Raw genomic sequence first — 20475 nt, 5'->3', positions numbered from 1 at the left:
GTCGTAACCTCGTCCCATGAGTCGGCCACCCACCTTCACCCCGCCCGCCTGCGCCCGCGCCCGCCAGCTCCGCACCGCGCGTGGAGACTTCGCCGTACTGGACGCCTCGCCACGCACCCCGCCGCGCGGCACCGCCCTCCTGCTGCCCGGTTACACGGGCAGCAAAGAAGACTTCATCGCGCTCCTCGAACCACTCTGTGCCGCCGGGTACCGGACCGTCGCCGTGGACGGTCGCGGGCAGTACGAGACCGAGGGAACGGACCGCCAGGAGACGTACGCACAGGGCGAGTTGGCCTGTGATGTGCTTGCGCAGGCCGCCACTTGCGGCGTCGGCGGCGAGCACGCCGTGCATCTGGTCGGGCACTCGCTCGGCGGGCAGATCGCCCGCGCCGCCGTGCTGCTCGACGCCTCGCCGTTCCGTTCACTGACCCTCATGTCCTCCGGACCCGCCCAGGTCGCCGAGGCCCAGCAGCTCAAGGTGAAGATGCTCAGCGACGCGCTCGCGACGCTGAGCATGGCCGAGGTGTGGGAGGCGATGCGCGCCTTCGACCCGCCCGAGGAGGCGGCGACGGACGGCGAGGCTCTGCGCCGGCGCTGGCTGCGCCACCGGCCCGCCCAGCTGATCGCCACCGGCCGGCAGCTGGCGACCGAGCCGGACCGGGTGGCCGAACTCGCCGCCGTACCTCTGCCCCTCCATGTGCTCTCCGGCGAGCGCGACGACACCTGGCCGGTGCCGCTGCTCGACGAGATGGCGCAGCGGCTGGGCGCGCGCCGCACCCGGATCGCGGGCGCCGAGCACTCCCCCAACACGGACCGCCCGGAGCAGACGGCGGCCGCGCTCGTCTCCTTCTGGGACAGCCTGTAGCGACGGCAGTCGAACTCAGTACTGCGCCTGCAGGTGCTGCCAGAAACCGTCACGCAGCGCCCGCCGTAGATGTGCGTGGCCGCGCAGCGAGTGCTGCAGCAGGCGTTCGGCCTCGACCAGCAGGTCCTGGTCGACGGAGCCGGGCAGGTACGGGTGTCCGGGCAGCAGATCGGCGAGGGACTCGCGGCCCCGCGCGGCCAGCCAGGCCGCGGCGATCTGCGCACCGACGAAGCGGACGTCTTCGCGCGGGGGCGCGGGGGTGTCGTCCTCGTACGTGGTGACGGGGCGTCTGGTGACGTACGGGCGGCAGAAGTCCAGGTCGAAGGTGCGCTGGCTGTCGACCTCCCAGAGCAGCGGTTCGGCCTGGTTGCGCCCCTCCCCCGCCTCGATGCCCCACAGGTGGACCCGGGCCCCGTACCCCTGCGCAGCCTCGACCGCGGACACCAGGTCCTCGTCGCCGCCGACCAGTGCCGCGTCGCTGATGGCGCGGTGCCGGGCGAGCGATTCGAGGTCGCTGCGGATGAGTGAGTCGACGCCCTTCTGCTGGTTGTTGGCGTTGAGGTTGCCGAGTCTGACCTTGACGTCGGGGAGTTCGGCGATGGACTGCTGCTCGACGGTGTGGATACGTCGCCTGGCTCCGTCGTACCAGTACACGCGCAACAGTCTGCTGTCCGCGAAGATCGTGCGGGCCTTGTCGATGAAGGCCTCGATCAGCCCTTCCGCGTCGAGGTCGAAGGAGCGGCGGTCCTCGGTGCCGGTGACGAGCAGTCCGGCCGCGGCGTACACATAGCCCGCGTCCACGAAGATCGCGTGGGTCGAGGGGGTCTTCGACACCTCGGCAAGCACGCGCTGGAGCAGCTCGTTGGTGCGGTCCAGACGCTCGCGGATCTCTGCCTCTTTCATTCGGGCCTCGTCGTGGACCTCGTCGCCGGATCCTGCTCCGTGACCTGCTGGTACTTAGACATCCAAAAAATTTCCTTAGCGTAGGGAATGTTTGCAGTAGGCAAGTCGTTATACCTCGTGGAGCGCGGGACAGCGGTGTCGGGCGCTCTCATCCTTGCGGACGGGTCACCCGTCCTCCCAGTAGTTCTCCAGTAGGAGGATCAGACGAAGGGAAGCCTTGTGCGCTTCGAGATCATGCGACTCGACGATGTCGACGGTACCGCCGTGGACAGCACCGTCGTGGACGCCGCCTCCGTCAACCGGATCGTGCAGCAGGCCGCAGCCATAGGCCAGCGCATCTATATCCGCCCAGCCGAAAGCTCGGCTTCGTAACGCACGAGGTCCAGACGAAGCGCCCCCGTACGGAAGGCCCGTACGGGGGCGCCGTGGTGTCCACGAGGCCGTCAGGAGCTCTGGATGACCTCGGTGACCCCGTTGATGATCTGCTGTACGGCGATGGCGGAGAGCATCATTCCGGCGAGCCTGGTCACCAGCACGACACCCCCGTCCTTGATGACGCGGATGATCAGCAACGAGTAGCGCATGGTCAGCCAGAGCACGATGTGCATGGCTATGATCGCCGACCAGACCGCGATCTGGCTTCCCACACTGTCGGCGTCCTGCACCGCGAGGATCACCGACACGATCGCACCGGGTCCGGCGAGCAGCGGCATGCCCAGTGGCACGAGCGCCACGTTGACGTCCTTGGTCTGCGTCGGCTCGTCGGTCTTGCCGGTCAGCAGATCGAGCGCGATCAGCAGCAGCAGAAGTCCGCCCGCGATCATCAGGGCCGGTACGGAGACATGCAGATAGTCGAGGATCTGCTGGCCGAGCACACCGAAGAGGGCAATCACACCGAAGGCGACGGCCACCGCCTGCAGCGCCATCCTGCGCTGCACCTTGGCGGGGCGGCCCGCGGTGAGGGCGAGAAAGATCGGGGTGATCCCGGGGGGATCCATAATCACAAAAAGCGTAAGAAAAAGGGATCCGAAGACAGCGACGTCGAACACAGTGAGCCTTGCGAGAAGAGAGCGAGAAACGGCCTGAAAAAGCGCATCACGAAGCCATGACGGCGGCCTGGTGGCCGGGTGCGCAAAGGTGGAAAGCAGAAGGGGGGACGAGCGGGCGGTACGCGTCCGGCTGCCTGACAGCGCGGCGAGGGGCTTCACACCCCGGCGACGACGCGTCGTCGCTACGTGGGGCGGGGTCCGCCGGTGCCCGGCACCGGGAAGGCTCCCGTGGCGCGCCGGATGATCTCACCGTAGATCTCGGGGTCGGTGGTGTACTCGCCGAGTCCGACGGTCTTGCGGCTCCCGTGGTAGTCGCTGGACCCGGTCGTCAGCAGCCCCAGCTCCCGGGCGAGCCCGCGCAGCCTGGCCCTGGTCGGCTCGTCGTGCTCCGGGTGGGCGACCTCGATGCCGTCGAGGCCTGCGGCGGCGAGCCGCGCAATCGACGACTCGGGCACCACCGCGCCTCGCTTGACGGCGAGCGGGTGGGCGAAGACGGTGACGCCACCGGCGGCCTTGACCAGCCGGATCGCGTCGAAGGGGTCGAGTTCGTGCTTCTCGACGTATGCGCGTCCGCCGTTGGCGAGCCAGTGGGGCGTGAAGGCGTCGGAGACGGTTTCGACGACGCCGAGCTCGACGAGCGCGGTGGCTATGTGCGGCCTGCCGACCGATCCGTCCCCGGCGATCCTCGTGACCTGCTCCCACTCGATCGGCACGCCGAGCGCCTGGAGCTTGCCCACCATGGTCCGGGCGCGCGGCACCCGGTCGTCCCGCACCAGCTCGCGTTCCCGTGCCAGCTGGGGCTCGTCCGGGTCGAAGAGGTACGCCAGCATGTGCAGGCTCACACCGTCGATCCGGCAGGAGAGCTCGGCGCCGGTGACGAGGGTGAGCCCCTGGGGAAGGGCGGCAACCGCCTCGGCGTGACCGCGCACGGTGTCGTGGTCGGTGAGGGCGACGACATCGAGGCCCGCGGCGGCCGCGTTGCGCACCAGCTCGGCGGGGGTGTCCGTACCGTCCGACGCGGTGGAGTGGGTGTGCAGGTCGATGCGCACGACTCGTACTCCAGTGCTCGGGGCGGACAAGGGGACGTCCAAGGATAACCGGCATTCGAGGGATAACCGACATTCGAGCGGTGCCCTGCCGGGCCCGAAGGTCCTGCGGGCGGACGACGCTGCTTTCGAAACACGCCCTTGCAGGTCGCGGCACTGGCTAGTTGAGCAGGCGCGGTGTGAGCGCCCCGCACGGTACGAGGTCCATCTCACCCCCCGCCTCGCGCAGATCGGCGAGCACCAGCTCGTCGTACATCAGGAGCCCCGACTGCTCGGGCCAGACGATCGCCCAGAGCCAGAGCCCGCGCGCCTCACCCGCGAAGACCGCCCGGTCCTCGGGAGCGCCCTTGACGTGCCACAGCGGGGTGGGGCGTCCGGCGGCGAGCATCTTGACGTCCGGCGGACCGTCGACGTCCAGATAGGGGCCGGGGTCGAGGCCGTCGATCCCGGCGAAGCGCGCTCCGAGTCCGACACCGAGCTCCTCGGTGACGAGCAGCAGCTCACCGATGCCTCCGACGGGGCCGGGGCCGGAACAGGCGACAACGGTGGCACGACCGCCGCTGCGGTCGTCACCAGCGCTCGCCACACCGGTGAACAGCCAGCCCACCGGCAGCGGCCAGGGCATCCACACCGGGACCTGAGCGCGCTGTACCACCACACTCAGCGCCTCGACACTGGGCGGGACGACCGGCTGCAGCGGCTGCACGCTGCCATGCACCGCGCACTGCCAGGTATCAGTGAAGAGACCGGGCGCCCTGACCCGGCCTCCGCACTTCGGGCAACTGGGTTCGCCCCTCATAGCGACCAACGGTCCTCCAGGACCGTCGCCGCGTCAAGGTGATCACGTCCGCAGCGCTCCCCACCAGGAGAATTAGATGTAACTTGCACTCATTAACCTCTCTAACTTATTCTCTGCATGATGCAACGACCTAGTGGAGAGTGAGAACACCTATGCCGGGAGCGGATCCGTTCGATCAGGGAGCGGGTAGCATCCTGCGCCAGCCGAAGGCCGTCTGGGCCACGGCGGGCGCCTCTGTTGTCGCATTCATGGGAATCGGCCTGGTGGACCCGATTCTCCCGTCCATAGCCAAGGGCCTGGAGGCGACGCCGAGCCAGGTGTCGCTGCTCTTCACCTCGTACTTCCTGATCACCGCCGTGGCGATGCTGATCACCGGCTTCGTGTCCAGCCGGATCGGTGGCCGCAAGACGCTGCTGACCGGCCTCGCGCTCGTCGTTGTCTTCGCCGCACTCTCCGGCACCTCGTCGTCCGTGGCCGAACTCGTCGGCTTCCGGGCCGGCTGGGGGCTGGGCAACGCACTCTTCGTATCGACCTCGCTCGCCGTGATCGTCGGTGCGGCGGCCGGCGGCAGCGCGGCGGCAATCCTTCTCTACGAGTCGGCGCTCGGCCTCGGCATGGCCTGCGGACCATTGCTCGGCGCCCTGCTCGGTAACGCCAGCTGGCGTTACCCGTTCTTCGGCACGGCCGCGCTGATGGCGATCGGCTTCATCTGCATCACGGCGTTCCTGAAGGAACAGCCCAAGCCCGCCAAAAAGACCTCGCTGCTCGACCCGGTCAAGGCGCTCGGCCACGGCGGCCTGGCCTCCGTCGCCGCCTCGGCGTTCTTCTACAACTACGCGTTCTTCACGATCCTGGCGTTCACGCCGTTCGTGCTGAACATGACGCCGTACAAGTCGGGCGCGGTCTTCTTCGCCTGGGGTCTGCTGCTCGCGGTCTTCTCGGTGCTCGTCGCCCCGCGGCTGCAGAAGCGCTTCGGATCGCTGAACGTACTCGGCGCCTCGCTGGTGCTGCTCGCCGTCGACCTCCTGATCCTGGGATACGGCAACCACACCACCGCCATCGTCTGCACGATCGTCTCCGGCGCCTTCATCGGCATGAACAACACCGTCTACACGGAGCTGGCGCTCGGTGTGTCGGACGCGCCGCGCCCGGTGGCGAGCGCGGGTTACAACTTCGTCCGCTGGTTCGCCGCAGCCGCCGCCCCGTACCTCGCACCGAAGATCGAGGAGTGGAGCAACATCCACATCCCGTTCGTGGTCGCCGCGGTCGCGGCCGTCGTCGGTGCGCTCGTCATCTGGATCCGGCGTACGGCGCTGACCCATGAGGCTCAGGAGCTGGAGCCCAAGCACGCCACCGAGGACGGCGTCGCGGTCTTCGTCGACGACTGACATCCACGACGCAAACCCGGTTCCGCCCCGCCCGCGGCTCCTCCTCCTGGCTGCGCGGCGGGGCTTCCCGTGTGCCTGGTACGGCGTACCTCTCAGTCCAGCGTCACGGACCCACGCAGCGGATCACGTAGATCCGTACCGTGCGTCAGCCAGCGTTCCTGGAGCGCCTGCGCGCCGCGGACCCGCTTCCACGCGGCCTCGTTGTGTGTCATCGGCAGCAGGGGCAGGAACCGCACCGGCTCCATCGTCCCGCCGGGCTCCCGGCCACCGCCCCGCACGGAGCCGCTGTGCGGCGCAGGCTCATTCAGCTCCAGGTCCTCCACGAGCCCGCCCGGCTCGGCGACCAGTACGGAACGGAACGGCGCCCCGGGCCACAGCGGCTCACCGACGTCCAGCGAGGCGCCGGGCGCCACGATCAAACCCTCGACCTGCGGTGTGGCGGCCATCACGGCCAGCGGGCGCAGCACCTTGTCGGTGTCGGCGAGTCCGGCACGCACGGAGAGGACCAGCTCGGCGCGCGGGCCCTTCACCGGGTCCGCGAGAGCCGCGGTCGGGTCGGCCATCGGCTGTGCGGACATGCCGAGCGTGGCGTAGCGCACCACGTCGCCGTCGACGAAGCGGAGCACCTCGATGCGGTCCGTTCCGAGGAACGTCACCGCAGCGCGCGCATCCGGTTCACCGAGGGCCGTCAGCAGCCGGGCCTCGACCAGAGCAAGAATTTCTCCCATCCTGCGAGCATAGGACGCGTATGGAATGGGCAAAGTAAAGGATTGGCCCTCAGTCGGCTGATAGTCTTGGCCGCTGGTCGGGGCAGCACGCAGAAGCGTCGCTCTCGGTCCCGACGACACGTCATCCCCCACGGGGGACCGGCTGGAGGAGGTGGGGCTGCAATGGATCGAAGTCGATCGTGCAGTACCAACCGCTCTTCCGCTCCTCACCTCTCTTCGGTGATCTGAAGGCTTCTCGGTCAAGGCCCATGGCATTGCGCACGACGGAAGAGCCCCCCTTTTTTGCCTGTCTGTAGCGAACGCCGTCATCGCGCCGCTGCGGTGCCGCCCGCTTTGCGGACGTGAGCACACGTCCCCATTCCGGGCTGTTCCACGTGCCCGACGACGGCCCTCCGTGAAGGAGCCAGCCATGTCGATGATCCGCGACCTGCGCGCCGCTGTGCGCCCGTCCCTGCGCAAGAGCAACGCCCTGCACAACAGTTACGACACCACCCGTGACCCGTCCGCCTCCAGCGCGGTCGTCGACTGCGCGGTCTACCGCGACGGACGGCGCGTGGAGAGCGGCACCTGCCGCACGCCGCACGAGGCGATGCTCCAGGTGCGCGAAGAGGGCGGCTTCGCCTGGATCGGCCTGCACGAGCCGACCGAGGAAGAATTCGCAGGTATCGCCCGGGAGTTCGGCCTCCATCCGCTCGCCGTCGAGGACGCCGTCCACGCCCACCAGCGGCCCAAGCTGGAGCGGTACGACGACACGCTCTTCACCGTCTTCAAGACCATCCACTACGTCGAGCACGCCGAGCTCACCGCGACCAGCGAGGTCGTCGAGACCGGCGAGGTGATGTGCTTCACCGGCAGGGACTTCGTCATCACCGTCCGGCACGGCGGCCACGGCTCGCTGCGCGCGCTGCGGCACCGGCTGCAGGACGACCCCGAGCTGCTCGCCAAAGGGCCCTCCGCCGTCCTGCACTCCATCGCCGACCATGTCGTCGACGGGTACATCGCGGTGGCGGGCGCCGTCCAGGACGACATCGACGAGGTGGAGATCGAGGTCTTCTCCACCCCCGCGAAGGGCAGCCCGCGGGGCTCGGACGCGGGCCGGATCTATCAGCTCAAGCGTGAGGTCCTGGAGTTCAAGCGGGCCGTGTCGCCGCTGCTGCGGCCGATGCAGCTGCTCAGCGAGCGGCCGATGCGGCTGATCGACCCGGACATCCAGAAGTACTTCCGTGACGTCGCCGACCACCTGGCGCGGGTGCACGAAGAGGTCACCGGCTTCGACGAACTGCTGAACTCGATCCTCCAGGCCAGCCTGGCGCAGGCGACCGTCGCGCAGAACGAGGACATGCGCAAGATCACATCCTGGGCGGCCATCGTCGCCGTACCGACGATGATCTGCGGCGTCTACGGCATGAACTTCAAGCACATGCCCGAGCTGGGCTGGCGGTACGGCTACCCGATGGTGCTGGGTGTCATCGGAGTGGTCTGCTTCTCCATCCACCGCACACTCAAGCGCAACGGCTGGCTCTGAGACCGACCGGTAAATGGTCGGTCTAATAGAGTTCGGGTATGACTGCTGCTGCCGCTGACGTGCCGCTGGGCCGGGCTCTCGTCGAGGAGGCCACCAAGAAGTCGGGGCTCATCTGGGTGCGGGGCACCGGGCACGCGCGGGCGCTGTGGCACGTATGGCACGAGGGTGCGGTGTGTCTGGTCGGCGACGGCCCCGGCGAGCAGCCGCTCCCGGCCGGCCTCGGCGACGGGTCCGCCGCCGAGGTGACCGTGCGCAGCAAGGACAAGGGCGGCCGGCTGATCGCCTGGACGGCCGCCGTGACGGAGCTCGCCCCGCACTCCGAGGAGTGGGAGGCGACCGTCGCCGAGCTCAAGGGCAAGCGGCTGAACGCACCGGACGCCGAACAGATGACGGAGCGGTGGGCGCGCGAGTGCCGGGTGCTGCGGCTGACACCCGGCGAATTCCGTACGGAGCTGCCGGACGGCTCGCTGGCCGCCGCGCCCCTGCCGACTTCCGCGACCACACGGCGGCCGGTGCCGGCCGGACTTCCGCGACTGCTGAAGCGGGGACGCAAGAGCTGACCTGGGCAGGGCCTCGTCCGCCCCTGATCCGCCGGGCAGAGCCCTCTGCGGGCGCCGATCAGGCCCCCTCCGAAGACGCGTACCGTGCGGTCCGCCACGCACCGGCACGCACGCGTCCGATCGGAGGCCACCCGACAGCCTCTCAGGAGGACGTCTTGGGCAGCTGCTGCCCGTAGTCAACCGTGTCGGTCTTCGCCGGGACCTCCAGCTCGAAGTCCTTGCCCCAGTCCGACAACGTCACGGTCCCCCCGCCACCGCCGCGCGCGAATCGCAACGGATACGGGGTGCCCTCCAACGAGACATCGAGCGTGCCGCCCGCGCCCTTGCCGCCCGCGATCTGAACGGTCCGGGTCGGACCGACCTTCTTCCGGTCGCCCTTGTTGAGAGTGCCGTGCAGGGTGAGCAACCCGTCGAGCAGCAAATCCTTGTCCGTGAATCCGCGCAGCTGTTTGTAGGTGGGGTCGTCCTCGGGCACCTTCACGTACTTGTTCTGCAGCTTGTCCGCCGCAGCCCCGCCCGCTTCGCTCTCGGCGCCGGACTCCTCGTCGTGGCTCCAGAAGCCCGAGTCCGCCTTCAGATAGAGCTCGTCACCGATCCGCAGCAGCTCGAAGGTGCTGTCCTTCGAGGCGACGGAGCCGATGCCGCCGTTCTCCTTGAGCTGCATATTGAGCGTGTACGTGCCGCCCTTGCTGACCAGTTTCCCGGCGAGGCGCACCGCATCGGCGGAGTCCGCCGCGGTCTGCGCCTTCTTCTCGATCTCCGTGGCGGTGAGCTTGCCGACGCCGTTGGTCCCCTTGTCCGGATCCTCGCCCCCGCACGCCGCGAGGGCAGCGGTCAGCCCCACACAGAGCCCCACGGCGAGGGCGGTCCGGCGGCGTCGGGCCCGGACGGGCGGAACGGAAGAGGTCACGGGCGCACTGCCTCTCATCTGCATCGCGGGGGTGGCAGACGGCAGCGTACCTGTGCCGTTCACACCTTCCGGCAGAGAGCCGTACGGACGGATTCACCGGGGCGGCCCGGAGCGGTACGGGCTAGCCTGATCCCGTCATAACGGTTAATTAGCTGACAAACGGACCGGGCAGAGAAGTCGACACGGAAGAAGGAGGCGCACCATGGCGGCAGGCGCCCCCCGGATCTTCGTCTCACACCTCGCCGGCGTCCCGGTCTTCGACCCCACCGGCGATCAGGTGGGCCGCGTCCGCGACTTGGTCGCGATGCTGCGGATCGGCGGTCGGCCGCCTCGGCTGCTCGGCCTGGTCGTCGAGGTACTCAGCCGTCGCCGGATCTTCCTCCCGATGACCCGGGTGACGGGAATCGAGTCCGGTCAGGTCATCACCACCGGTGTGGTCAACATGCGGCGCTTCGAACAGCGGCCCACCGAACGACTTGTGCTCGGCGAGTTCCTGGACCGACGGGTCCACCTCGTGGAGACCGGCGAGGAGGTCACCGTCCTCGATGTCTCCATTCAGCAGCTCCCGGCCCGCCGCGACTGGGAGATCGACAAGTACTTCGTACGCAAGGGAAAGGGCGGGGTGCTGCGGAATTCAAAAGGGCGCATCGCGCTTAGTTGGAGGGGCGGTGGCGGGAGGCGGGGGGGCGAGACCCTGACGGTCGGCTGGTCGGCGGTCAGCGGATTCTCGCTGGAGGAGGAAGGACAGGGCGCCGAGTCCCTGGTCGCCACGTTCGAGCAGCTGCGCCCGACCGACGTGGCCAACGCGCTGCACCATCTGTCGCCGAAGCGGCGGGCCGAGGTCGCCGACGCGCTCGACGACGACCGGCTCGCCGATGTCCTGGAGGAGCTTCCCGAGGACGACCAGGTGGAGATCATCGGCAAGCTCCAGGAGGAGCGCGCCGCCGACGTCCTGGAGGCCATGGACCCGGACGACGCGGCCGACCTGCTGTCCGAACTCCCCGACGAGGACAAGGAGCGGCTGCTGACCCTGATGCGTCCGGACGACGCGGCGGATGTGCGGCGCCTCATGTCGTACGAGGAACGGACCGCCGGCGGTCTGATGACCACCGAGCCGATCATTCTGCGGCCGGACGCGACCGTCGCCGACGCGCTCGCGCGGGTCCGGCAGGCGGATCTGTCCCCCGCGCTCGCCGCCCAGGTGTACGTGTGCCGCTCACCGGACGAGACACCGACCGGCAAGTACCTGGGCACCGTGCACTTCCAGCGGCTGCTGCGGGATCCGCCGTACGCCCTGGTCAGCTCGATCGTCGACAGCGATCTCGTCCCTCTCACGCCGGACACGCCGCTGCCGGCCGTGACGAGCTATCTGGCCGCGTACAACCTGGTCTCGGCACCGATCGTGGACGAGGGCGGATCGTTGCTCGGCGCGGTGACCGTCGACGACGTGCTCGACCACCTGCTGCCCGAGGACTGGCGGGAGACCGACCTCCACGGTGAGGAGGAGGTCGGCGGTGGCCGCTGAGGACCGCGCAAAAGGAGCGGCGGGTGCCTCGGATATCGCGCGCCCGCCCCGTTACCGGCTGGACCAGCCGAAGGCTCCGCGGCGGCGGCTGCTGCCCGAATACGACCCCGAGTCGTTCGGCCGGCTCTCCGAGCGGATCGCCCGGTTCCTGGGCACCTGGCGATTCATCGCCTGGATGACACTGTTCATCTTCGCCTGGGTGGTCTGGAACGCTTTCGGGCCCGTGGCGTTGCGGTTCGACGGGTACCCGTTCATCTTCCTGACGCTGATGCTGTCGCTCCAGGCCTCGTACGCGGCCCCGCTGATCCTGCTCGCGCAGAACCGGCAGGCCGACCGCGACCGGGTCACCTACGAGCAGGACCGCAAGCAGAACGAGCGCTCCATCGCGGACACCGAGTACCTCACCCGGGAGATCGCGTCACTGCGGATGGGGCTCGGCGAGGTCGCCACCCGCGACTGGATCCGCTCCGAACTGGAAGACCTCGTGAGGGACCTGGACGACCGGCAGACCCCGTTCCCGGCCGAGAGCGAAGAAGAACGCTGACCGGGCTGCTCACACGTAGCAGCGGGCGCCACCACCCCTGCAACAAGCGCCGCGCGCACCCGTACTATCGACAGTATGGCTACGGAAGACGCGGTGCTTGAGGCACTGGCGACAGTGAACGACCCGGAGATCCACCGTCCGATCACCGAACTCGGCATGGTGAAGTCGGTCGAGATCGATGCTGACGGTGCAGTCGCTGTCACGGTCTATCTCACGGTCTCCGGCTGCCCGATGCGCGAGACGATCACCAAGAACGTGACCGACGCGGTCGCCCGCGTCGAGGGCGTCTCGCGGGTCGACGTCACGCTCGAAGTGATGAGCGACGAACAGCGCAAGGAACTCGCGTCCTCGCTTCGCGGCGGCACGGCGGAGCGCGAGGTGCCGTTCGCCAAGCCCGGCTCGCTGACCCGCGTCTACGCGGTGGCCTCCGGCAAGGGCGGCGTCGGCAAGTCGTCGGTCACGGTGAACCTGGCAGCAGCGATGGCGGCCGACGGTCTCAAGGTCGGTGTCGTGGACGCGGACATCTATGGGCACAGCGTGCCGCGGATGCTCGGCGCGGACGGCAAGCCGACCCAGGTCGAGAACATGATCATGCCGCCGTCGGCGCACGGCGTGAAGGTCATCTCCATCGGCATGTTCACCCCGGGCAACGCCCCTGTGGTGTGGCGCGGGCCGATGCTGCACCGAGCACTCCAGCAGTTCCTCGCCGATGTGTACTGGGGCGACCTGGACGTCCTGCTGCTCGACCTGCCGCCGGGCACCGGTGACATCGCGATCTCGGTGGCACAGCTCGTGCCGAACGCCGAGATCCTGGTCGTCACGACCCCGCAGCAGGCGGCGGCCGAGGTCGCCGAGCGGGCCGGTGCGATCGCCGTGCAGACCCACCAGAAGATCGTCGGTGTCGTCGAGAACATGTCGGGCCTGCCGTGCCCGCACTGCGACGAGATGGTCGATGTGTTCGGTACCGGTGGTGGCCAGAAGGTCGCCGAGGGTCTGACGAGGACGGTCGGCGCGGAGGTGCCGGTGCTCGGCTCCATCCCGATCGACGTACGGCTGCGCGAGGGCGGCGACGAGGGCAAGCCGGTCGTCCTGTCCGACCCCGACTCCCTGGCCGGCAAGGCACTTCGCACCATCGCGGACAAGCTGGGAGGCCGTCAGCGCGGCCTGTCGGGCATGTCACTGGGAATCACCCCGCGCAACAAGTTCTGAGCGGGGACGAAGGCGTCGCCGGACGGGCCTGATTTTAACGGCCTGATCCACTCTCTATCGTGCACCAGGCCGTAAGGCCGTCCGGCAACTGAGGACGAAGCGACAACCGGCCACGACCGGTCACCGCAACCGCCCGCGCTACGCGTACGCCGCGATGTCGCCGACCACCGAGAAGCCCAGCCCGTACGCGCTCATACCCCGCCCGTACGCCCCGATGTGCACCCTGCCCTGCGCCGACCCCGCCAGCACCCAGCCGAACTCGGACTCGCGGTAGTGGAACGGCATCGGGACACCGTCCACCGGCAGCGACAGCACCGACCACGAGGGACCGTCCAGATCGTCGGCGAGTTCGAACGCCGTCTCCGTCTGCTGGTCCAGCCAGTGGTCACGGCGTGTGTGATCCATCTGCGGGGGCCACGTACAGGCGAGCAGACCGGACCCGGCCAGCCAGGCCGCGGAGGAGACCGTGGTCGCGTCCAGAACCCCCGTGCCGTCGCCGCTGCCCCGCACCGGGCTGCTGGCCACCGTCACGACGACGGCGAATCGTTGCTTCTCGGCACTCGAGTCGGCCCGTACCGACGGCTCGTCACCGTGCCCGATGGAACCGTGCTGCACCGTGCCGTCCGCCGCGGTGCCCACTTGCATCAGCCAACGCGGCCCGGTGAAGGCCTCGTCCAGTCCGTACCAGGGAAACGGAGCTGCCAGATAACCGTCGACAGTACGCCGGGCCGCCGCTACCCCCTCCACGGTGACATTGCTCGGCGCACCTTCCGCGCCCACCCGACTCGTCGTCTCCATCTGCCCGGCCGCCTCCTCGATCCCTTGCGTCCGGAGCGGCCAGCCCCCACGGGCGTCCTCACAACCGGACAGATGGAGAATAGCCATACCGTCCGGACGAGCCGGGATTGACTGCTGTCAGGTGGCGTCTGCGTCGAACGGCGGGCGGTCGTCCTTCGCGGGCTGTTCACGCTTCTTGAGCAGGTCCGGAGCACCGGCGGAGCCGTTGGCCGCGGTGATCGCCGAACCGCTCGACACGCCGCTCAGGGAGTCCGCGGACTCGACGGCCACGCTCTCCCGGCCGTTCACCGCGTCGGTGACATCGGCCAGATCCTTACGCAGGTCGAAGCTCTCGCGGATCTCCTTCAGCCCCAGATCGTCATTGCCGTCCATGAGCTGCTTGCGGACAAACGTCTTGGGGTTGAGGTCCTCGAACTCGAAATCCTTGAACCCCGGGCCGAGCTCCGTACGGATGTCCTCCTTGGCATTATCCGAGAATTCACGGATCTTACGGAAGAAGCGCGAGGCGTCCTGGATAACCTTGGGCAGCTTGTCCGGGCCGAAGATCAGCACGCCCAGGATCGCGAGCGTCACCAGCTCGAGTGCGCCTATGTCATTGAACACCCTGTTGCTCCTCGTGTTCTCCGAGACCAGGTCGGTTGTGGTCCGGACCCGCCCACGGTACCGGTCGGAAGTGTCCGCGCGGTAGCGTGCCGTGGCTGTCACGTGCCGGTTGCCGAACCAAGAGTCAAAGAGATGGACAGGTCTTTACCACCGCGGGTCAGGCCGAGGTCAAGTCGGTCGCCGGGCCGGTGGGCGCGGATCTTCACGATCAGCTCCTCGCCGCTGTGCACCCGCTCGCCGTCCACCTCGGTGATGACGTCGCCCGGCTTGATCCCGGCCCTGGCCCCGGGCCCGTCGGGTATCACCGCAGGCTTGCCGGCCTCACCCTTCGCGCCGACCTTGGCGCCGTCCCCCGTGTACTTCATGTCCAAAGTGACGCCGATCACCGGGTGGGTGGCCTTCCCGGTGTTGATCAGCTCCTCGGCAACCCGCTTGCCCTGATTGATCGGAATGGCGAATCCCAGGCCGATGGAACCGGCCTGGCCGCCCTCGGTCGTCGAACCGTTGTCGGCGGCACGGATGGCGCTGTTGATGCCTATGACATGGGCATCGGAGTCGACGAGCGGACCGCCGGAGTTGCCCGGGTTGATCGGTGCGTCTGTCTGCAGCGCGTCGACGTAGCTGATGTCGCTGCCGTCGCCCTTCTCGCCGCCCGCGGTGATCGGCCGGCCCTTGGCGCTGATGATGCCGGAGGTCACGGTGTTGGACAGGTCGAAGGGGGCACCGATGGCCACCACGGGGTCGCCGACCTGCACATTGTCGGAGTTGCCCAGTGGCAGCGGCTTGAGGCCGGAGACTCCGGTGACCTTGACCACGGCCAGGTCGTAGCCGCTGTCCTTGCCGACGACCTTGGCGCGCGCGGTTTCGCCGCCGCTGAACGTCACAGTGATCTCGCCGGCGGACCCGGCCGGGGCGACGACATGGTTGTTGGTGAGGATGTGGCCGGAGTCGTCGAGAACGAATCCGGTACCGGTGCCGGATTCAGTGCTGCCGCTGACATGGAGAGTGACCACGCTGGGCAGGGCGCTGGCGGCGATGCCCGCAACACTGTCGGGGGCGCGGCCGACGCTGCTTGGGCCGGTCTGCGGAAGCTCGACCTGGGTGAGGCCGCCGTTGCGCTCGACGTAGGCGCCGATGCCGCCGCCGATGCCGCCCGCCACCAGCGCGAGCAACACCCCACCGACGAGGAGGGAGCCGCTGCGGTTCTTTTTGCGGCCGACGGCCCCGAGCGGCGGGCCCGAGCTGGTCAGCGGCTGCCGGGGCGCACCCCAGGGGTCGTACTGGAGCCACTGCGTCGACTGGGGCTGCTGAGGCGCATGAGGCGGGGGCGTGAAACCGGGGGCGGGCGCGATGGAGATGCCGGCGCCGTTCGTCCCCGCGTACTGCGGGGGTACGGCAGTGCTGTGTGCCGGAGTCGGGGCCGGTCGCTGTACGGGTGGTGCGGGCGCCCAGGGGCCGGGCCCACCGTACGGCGGGGTGCTGTACTGATCGGGCTCGTGCAGTGGCGCCACGGGATGCGTGGCCGGTGCGGAGGCCACGGGCTCGGGTACGGGCGGGGATGTCACCCGCTCGGGGGCCGACGGCTGGGGCAGCGCGTCGGCTGCGTGCGCTTCCGTCACGTCCGCCACGTCAGTCACATCGGCCGTGGGCACCGCGTCCTCGACGGAGGACGGCTCGTCCGGCGCTGTGCGCGTGGTGCCTTGCGGCGTGGGCCGGCTCCACCACTTCGCCTTCGGCCCGGTGGACTTCGCGTCTTCCATGCTCTCCCCGCAACTGGCCTCTGCACGCCCCGACAGGGGCGTCCCTCCCGGAATTCCTCCCGGAATTCAACCAGGTTTGCGAATGTCTGCGCAGACTCCGGTCACCGCTGGGAGGAAAGTGGCAGACCGGGCCCGGCGGGGGTGGGGAGGGCCGGGGCCGAGGGGGGCGCCCAGGACGGCGCGGAGGGCTGCGAGGCGAGTCGTCCGAACACCTGGGCGAAGAGCGGGGTGGTGCCGGTTGGTGGTATCAGCGGTGGCGCGGACACATTGGTCAGAACCGGAACGGCGACGGTGCTCCCCGCGAGACTTCCCGTGGAGAGCAGCGCGGGAGCGGTGGAGGACACCGCCGGTGTGACTTCCGGCATGGGGGCCGGTGGGGCAGCGGCCGCGGTCGAGCGGTCGCCCGCCTCCGTCGCGGCAAGGGTGCCCTGGCTGCCGCCACCGCGGCGGCTCGCCGAGCTGCCACTCTCGCTACGGGACGAGGTATCGGGTGGGTTCACCGCGTTTCCGGCGCCTGCGGCCCGGGCCGGGGAACTGGCACCCGCGCCCGTCGGCAGGGCACCGCCCAAGGCGATGGCCGCCAGCGATACGGCGCTGGCGGCTGCGAAGGCGAACCTCCGGCCGCGCCACGGCGACCGGTCTCCCTCACGGCCGACCTCATGGATCCGGAAGGCCGAGCGGGAGGAGCCACCCGGCAGTACGGCGGTCGAGCCGTGCGGGGCCGGCAGGAAGCCAAAACTCCCAAGTGGCGAATTCTCCGGCGAGTCCGCGCGACTGCCGGGCGCCTGGATCACGGGGAAGAGCCCGTCGGCGAAGCGCCCGGAGCCGCCAAATGGTTTCCCCCGGTTGTCGTCGTCACCCCCCGGTCCCCCGGGAAGACCCTGCAGCCGGGCGAGGAACGCCTCGGACGGCGAAGGCGGGACCGACTGCGCGAAGACGCTCTTCAGGCGCCGCTGGGCGGAAGCCTCGGCCTTGCACTTGGCGCAGGTCGCGAGGTGGGCGAGCACCCGCTCGCGGGTGTCGTGTTTCAGCTCGCCGTCGACAAGTGCGGCAAGCCGGTCCCCCAGGTGTTGTTCCGCGGGGGTCGGAACTGTGCCACTCACGCCGTTCCGCCCTCCCCTGCCAGGATCGCGCCCGCCAGGGAGCGCTGCTCGGCACGGGCCTCGGGCGAACGGTGCCGCAGCGCCTTGCGCAGATGCGAGCGACCGCGGTGGATACGGCTGCGCACGGTGCCGAGCTTCACGCCCAGCGTCGCGGCGATCTCCTCGTACGAGAGGCCCTCGATGTCACAGAGCACGACGGCGGCACGGAATTCGGGCGCGAGGGTGTCCAGCGCCTGCTGTACGTCCGCGTCGAAATGAGTGTCGTTGAAGACCTGCTGCGGGGACGGCTCACGGCTCGGCAGCCGCTCGGCGGCGTCGTCGCCGAGGGAGTCGAAGCGGATCCGCTGCTTGCGACGGACCATGTCCAGGAACAGGTTGGTCGTGATGCGGTGCAGCCAGCCTTCGAAGGTGCCCGGCGTATAGGTCGACAGTGACCGGAACACGCGCACGAAGACCTCCTGCGTGAGGTCTTCCGCATCGTGCTGGTTGCCCGTCAGTCGGTAGGCAAGTCGATAGACACGGCCACTGTGCGTGCTGACGATCTCTTCCCAAGAGGGCGGCATCCACGCCTGGGAGTGCGCATCTGCGACGAAGGTCGCGGTCGGTGCGGAGTGGTTGGAAGAACGGTCAGCAATGTTGGTCACGGATTTCGGCTCACCCGCCGACCTGAGGAAGCGCCGCAGCACTCCTCTCCGATCCACAGGCGCAGCCGCACCTCCCCTATCGGCTCTGGTGGTGTCCAGTGGAGCCCCTACCATAGCGACCTCGCCCGTTAGCTCCGGATAAGCCTTTTTCCTGCTCGGGCCGGGGATCATCCCCGGAACCGCCGGCCCGTGGCTCCCGGACCCGATCTGTCGGCCGTTCCCACGGGCTTTCCCCTGCCTCTGCCTAACGCCCGGTCCCATCTGCGGGTTCCCGGGTGCAGCGGATACAGTCACCGTTGCGCCAACTACGGGGACAGGAGAGGGTCATTACCGCCAACCGGCAGACGAGCTTGGCGTTCGCCGACGCCTTTGTCGCCGAGGACGAAGCATTGCTCTGGGCCAGGGACCGGGCTCGGGAGGCAGGGCTCCGCTCGGTGTCGCCAGGTACCGGCGCCGCGCTGCGCTTGCTCGCTGCCACGACGGACGCCAAAGCGGTGGCCGAGATCGGCACCGGGACCGGCGTGTCCGGACTCCATCTGCTGCACGGCATGCGGCCCGACGGGGTGCTGACCACGGTCGACCCGGAGCCGGAGCGCCAGCAGTTCGCCCGTGAGGCGTTCCGGGCCGCGGGGTTCGCCGCCAATCGGGCCCGCTTCATTCCCGGCCGCGCCCTGGACGTACTGCCCCGGCTCGCGGACGGCGGATACGACCTGGTGTTCTGCGACGGCGACCGGCTGGAGAGCCTGGACTGCCTCGCTGAATCGTTGCGCCTGCTGCGACCTGGTGGCCTGGTCTGCTTCGAGGGCGTCTTCGCGGACGGTCGTACGGTCGACTCGGCGGCGCAGCCCGCGGAGGTGCTGCGGCTGCGGGAGCTGCTGCGTGCGGTGTGGGAGAGCCAGGAGCTGATGGCGACGGTACTGCCGGTGGGCGACGGATTGCTGTGCGCGGTGCGGCGGGGCTGAGAGGGTGCCGGGTGGCAGGGGCCCTTGCCCCGCACCCGGGGCAGCCGGGTGTGTCCTCAATCGCCGGACGGCTTGGTTCCGTTGAGTCCGAACGCATCACTGCCCCGGCACAGGACACCGTGCCGGGGCAGTGATGAAGTGTGGGCGCCTCTGCTCAGCCGACGACCTTCTTGAGGGCATCGCCGAGTGCATCGGCCTCGTCCGCAGTCAGCTCCACGACAAGCCGACCGCCGCCTTCGAGCGGAACGCGCATGACGATGCCCCGCCCCTCCTTTGTCACCTCGAGCGGGCCGTCGCCCGTCCGCGGCTTCATGGCCGCCATGCTCGTTCCCCTTCCTGAAACCAGCTCATCGCAACCGGCGGCCCCATGACAGGCGCTGTGTCACCGGCATCGAACACATTGCTTCCAGGCCATTATCCCGCATCACAGACCCCAATGACCAACATCGGTCGGCATCTCTTGCGCAACGCGCTCTCTCAAAACCACCCAATTCGGCGATCCAGCTGCGATACTCCGTCCCCTTCACCCCTCCATCGGACCGCAATTGTTAGACGCAGGTCACATGTTCGCTCCCGCCGCGTCGGCCATGCTTGCCTGGACAGGCATTGCCCAAGGTGCAGAGGGGACAGCGAAATGGCCGACCAGATGGCGGACAGCGTGCTCTACGAAGTGAGCGACGGACTCGCGGTGATCACGATCAACCGTCCCGACGCGATGAACGCCATGAACACCGCGGCCAAGGTGGCGCTCCGTGACGCGCTGGAGTCCGCGGCCGCCGACACCGCCGTACGGGCCGTTCTGCTCACCGCGACCGGGCGCGCGTTCTGCGTCGGCCAGGATCTGAAGGAGCACGTCGGCAAGCTCGACGAGGCCCGTGAGTCAGGCAGCGGTAACGCGCTGAGCACCGTGCAGGAGCACTACAACCCGATCGTGCGGGCCATCACCGAGATGCCCAAGCCGGTCGTCGCCGGGGTGAACGGTGTCGCCGCCGGTGCCGGTTTCGGGTTCGCGCTCGCCTGCGACTACCGGGTGGTCGCCGACACCGCCTCGTTCAACACCTCCTTCGCCGCAATCGCCCTCACTGCCGACTCAGGCATCTCCTGGACGCTGCCCCGCCTTATCGGGCAGAGCCGCGCCGCCGACCTGCTGCTCTTCCCACGCTCGATCTCCGCGCAGGACGCCCATGAGCTGGGCATCGTGAACAAACTGGTGCCCGCCGCCGACCTGGCCGCAGAGGCCGCCGCCGTGGCCCGCACCCTGGCGTCCGGCCCCACGATGGCGTACGCCGCGCTCAAGGATTCCCTGGCCCACGGCGCCGGTCACACGCTGAGCGAGACATTGGAGAAGGAGAACGAACTCCAGACGAAGGCGGGCGCGTCCGAGGACCACACGATCGCGGTGCAGGCGTTCCTGAACAAGGAGAAGCCGACGTACCTCGGCCGGTAGCCGCCAGCCGGGTCTAGGGCGTGTTTCGAAAGTCCCGTCGTCCGCCCGAAGGGCGGGCCCCGCGGCGTCTGGTGCGTGCGATCGCAAGGCGGAGGGTCGTCCTCGTA

Annotated in this window: 22 protein-coding genes; 10 read left to right on the top strand and 12 right to left on the bottom strand. The window is 69.1% G+C overall.

The window, feature by feature from the left end:
- Positions 1 to 16 precede the first annotated feature (16 nt).
- Positions 17 to 865, top strand: coding sequence for an alpha/beta fold hydrolase (locus ABT115_RS16610; RefSeq protein ID WP_351789655.1), 849 nt, complete (start codon positions 17 to 19; stop codon positions 863 to 865).
- Positions 866 to 880: 15 nt separating this feature from the next.
- On the opposite strand, the gene ABT115_RS16605 is transcribed toward ABT115_RS16610, so the two are convergent.
- Positions 881 to 1768, bottom strand: coding sequence for an NYN domain-containing protein (locus tag ABT115_RS16605; protein ID WP_351789652.1), 888 nt, complete (start codon positions 1766 to 1768; stop codon positions 881 to 883).
- Between the two features lie 219 nt (positions 1769 to 1987).
- Here ABT115_RS16605 and ABT115_RS16600 point away from each other — a divergent pair, with 219 nt between their 5' ends.
- Complete coding sequence (locus tag ABT115_RS16600) at positions 1988 to 2140, top strand: DUF8834 family protein (protein WP_198676864.1); 153 nt, start codon at positions 1988 to 1990, stop codon at positions 2138 to 2140.
- A 71-nt stretch (positions 2141 to 2211) separates the two neighbouring features.
- On the opposite strand, the gene ABT115_RS16595 is transcribed toward ABT115_RS16600, so the two are convergent.
- The 3 genes from ABT115_RS16595 to ABT115_RS16585 form a co-directional block, all read right to left on the bottom strand.
- Positions 2212 to 2817, bottom strand: a complete 606-nt coding sequence (locus tag ABT115_RS16595) for a MarC family protein (RefSeq protein WP_351789649.1) — start codon at positions 2815 to 2817, stop codon at positions 2212 to 2214.
- A 182-nt stretch (positions 2818 to 2999) separates the two neighbouring features.
- Positions 3000 to 3866 carry a PHP domain-containing protein gene (locus tag ABT115_RS16590; RefSeq protein WP_351789646.1) on the bottom strand — a complete coding sequence of 289 codons (867 nt, stop codon included), beginning with the start codon at positions 3864 to 3866 and terminating at the stop codon, positions 3000 to 3002.
- Positions 3867 to 4023: 157 nt separating this feature from the next.
- Complete coding sequence (locus ABT115_RS16585; protein ID WP_351789643.1) at positions 4024 to 4662, bottom strand: DUF6758 family protein; 639 nt, start codon at positions 4660 to 4662, stop codon at positions 4024 to 4026.
- 152 nt (positions 4663 to 4814) lie between these two features.
- Here ABT115_RS16585 and ABT115_RS16580 point away from each other — a divergent pair, with 152 nt between their 5' ends.
- Positions 4815 to 6050 carry an MFS transporter gene (locus ABT115_RS16580; protein WP_351789640.1) on the top strand — a complete coding sequence of 412 codons (1236 nt, stop codon included), beginning with the start codon at positions 4815 to 4817 and terminating at the stop codon, positions 6048 to 6050.
- A 92-nt stretch (positions 6051 to 6142) separates the two neighbouring features.
- On the opposite strand, the gene ABT115_RS16575 is transcribed toward ABT115_RS16580, so the two are convergent.
- Entirely contained in the window at positions 6143 to 6778 is a 636-nt protein-coding gene (locus tag ABT115_RS16575) for a suppressor of fused domain protein (protein ID WP_351789638.1), read from the bottom strand.
- Between the two features lie 409 nt (positions 6779 to 7187).
- On the opposite strand from ABT115_RS16575, the gene ABT115_RS16570 reads away from it, so the two are divergent.
- On the top strand, positions 7188 to 8303 hold the full coding sequence (locus ABT115_RS16570) for a magnesium and cobalt transport protein CorA (RefSeq protein WP_351789635.1): 1116 nt from the start codon (positions 7188 to 7190) through the stop codon (positions 8301 to 8303).
- A gap of 38 nt (positions 8304 to 8341) precedes the next feature.
- Positions 8342 to 8863 (top strand): hypothetical protein, encoded by a 522-nt coding sequence (locus ABT115_RS16565; RefSeq protein WP_351789633.1) that lies wholly within the window; start codon positions 8342 to 8344, stop codon positions 8861 to 8863.
- A gap of 142 nt (positions 8864 to 9005) precedes the next feature.
- Here the strand turns inward: ABT115_RS16565 and ABT115_RS16560 are convergent, their stop codons facing one another.
- The gene (locus ABT115_RS16560; RefSeq protein WP_351789631.1) at positions 9006 to 9773 is read right to left on the bottom strand and encodes a hypothetical protein; all 768 of its coding nucleotides are present in this window, start codon (positions 9771 to 9773) and stop codon (positions 9006 to 9008) included.
- Positions 9774 to 9975: 202 nt separating this feature from the next.
- On the opposite strand from ABT115_RS16560, the gene ABT115_RS16555 reads away from it, so the two are divergent.
- The 3 genes from ABT115_RS16555 to ABT115_RS16545 all read left to right on the top strand — a co-directional run bounded on the left by ABT115_RS16555 (position 9976) and on the right by ABT115_RS16545 (position 13051).
- On the top strand, positions 9976 to 11298 hold the full coding sequence (locus ABT115_RS16555; RefSeq protein ID WP_351789628.1) for a magnesium transporter MgtE N-terminal domain-containing protein: 1323 nt from the start codon (positions 9976 to 9978) through the stop codon (positions 11296 to 11298).
- Entirely contained in the window at positions 11288 to 11842 is a 555-nt protein-coding gene (locus tag ABT115_RS16550; RefSeq protein WP_351789626.1) for a DUF1003 domain-containing protein, read from the top strand. Before ABT115_RS16555 ends, ABT115_RS16550 begins: the two co-directional genes overlap by 11 nt.
- Positions 11843 to 11917: 75 nt before the next feature.
- Positions 11918 to 13051 (top strand): Mrp/NBP35 family ATP-binding protein, encoded by a 1134-nt coding sequence (locus tag ABT115_RS16545; protein WP_351789623.1) that lies wholly within the window; start codon positions 11918 to 11920, stop codon positions 13049 to 13051.
- 138 nt (positions 13052 to 13189) lie between these two features.
- Here the strand turns inward: ABT115_RS16545 and ABT115_RS16540 are convergent, their stop codons facing one another.
- The 5 genes from ABT115_RS16540 to sigE form a co-directional block, all read right to left on the bottom strand.
- Positions 13190 to 13849, bottom strand: a complete 660-nt coding sequence (locus ABT115_RS16540; RefSeq protein ID WP_351789620.1) for a hypothetical protein — start codon at positions 13847 to 13849, stop codon at positions 13190 to 13192.
- A 117-nt stretch (positions 13850 to 13966) separates the two neighbouring features.
- Positions 13967 to 14452, bottom strand: coding sequence for a sec-independent translocase (locus ABT115_RS16535; protein WP_351789618.1), 486 nt, complete (start codon positions 14450 to 14452; stop codon positions 13967 to 13969).
- A gap of 98 nt (positions 14453 to 14550) precedes the next feature.
- On the bottom strand, positions 14551 to 16212 hold the full coding sequence (locus ABT115_RS16530; RefSeq protein ID WP_351789615.1) for a S1C family serine protease: 1662 nt from the start codon (positions 16210 to 16212) through the stop codon (positions 14551 to 14553).
- A 101-nt stretch (positions 16213 to 16313) separates the two neighbouring features.
- Positions 16314 to 17315: an anti-sigma factor family protein gene (locus ABT115_RS16525; protein ID WP_351789612.1), complete on the bottom strand. Its 1002-nt coding sequence runs from the start codon at positions 17313 to 17315 to the stop codon at positions 16314 to 16316.
- On the bottom strand, positions 17312 to 18073 hold the full coding sequence (gene sigE / locus ABT115_RS16520; RefSeq protein WP_351789609.1) for an RNA polymerase sigma factor SigE: 762 nt from the start codon (positions 18071 to 18073) through the stop codon (positions 17312 to 17314). The genes ABT115_RS16525 and sigE overlap by 4 nt, the downstream gene beginning before the upstream one ends.
- Positions 18074 to 18255: 182 nt before the next feature.
- Here sigE and ABT115_RS16515 point away from each other — a divergent pair, with 182 nt between their 5' ends.
- Positions 18256 to 18921 (top strand): O-methyltransferase, encoded by a 666-nt coding sequence (locus tag ABT115_RS16515; protein WP_351789606.1) that lies wholly within the window; start codon positions 18256 to 18258, stop codon positions 18919 to 18921.
- Positions 18922 to 19075: 154 nt separating this feature from the next.
- Here ABT115_RS16515 and ABT115_RS16510 read toward each other — a convergent pair whose 3' ends face one another.
- Positions 19076 to 19243: a DUF3117 domain-containing protein gene (locus ABT115_RS16510; RefSeq protein WP_351789604.1), complete on the bottom strand. Its 168-nt coding sequence runs from the start codon at positions 19241 to 19243 to the stop codon at positions 19076 to 19078.
- Positions 19244 to 19555: 312 nt separating this feature from the next.
- Here ABT115_RS16510 and chcB point away from each other — a divergent pair, with 312 nt between their 5' ends.
- Positions 19556 to 20368, top strand: a complete 813-nt coding sequence (gene chcB / locus ABT115_RS16505) for a 2-cyclohexenylcarbonyl CoA isomerase (RefSeq protein WP_351789601.1) — start codon at positions 19556 to 19558, stop codon at positions 20366 to 20368.
- Positions 20369 to 20475 lie beyond the last annotated feature (107 nt).

Source organism: Streptomyces sp. NPDC001832 (genome assembly GCF_040297265.1).
GTDB lineage: Bacteria > Actinomycetota > Actinomycetes > Streptomycetales > Streptomycetaceae > Streptomyces.
The sequence above is the reverse complement of the archived record's forward strand: the minus strand, read 5'-3'. Positions and strand labels throughout refer to the sequence as shown.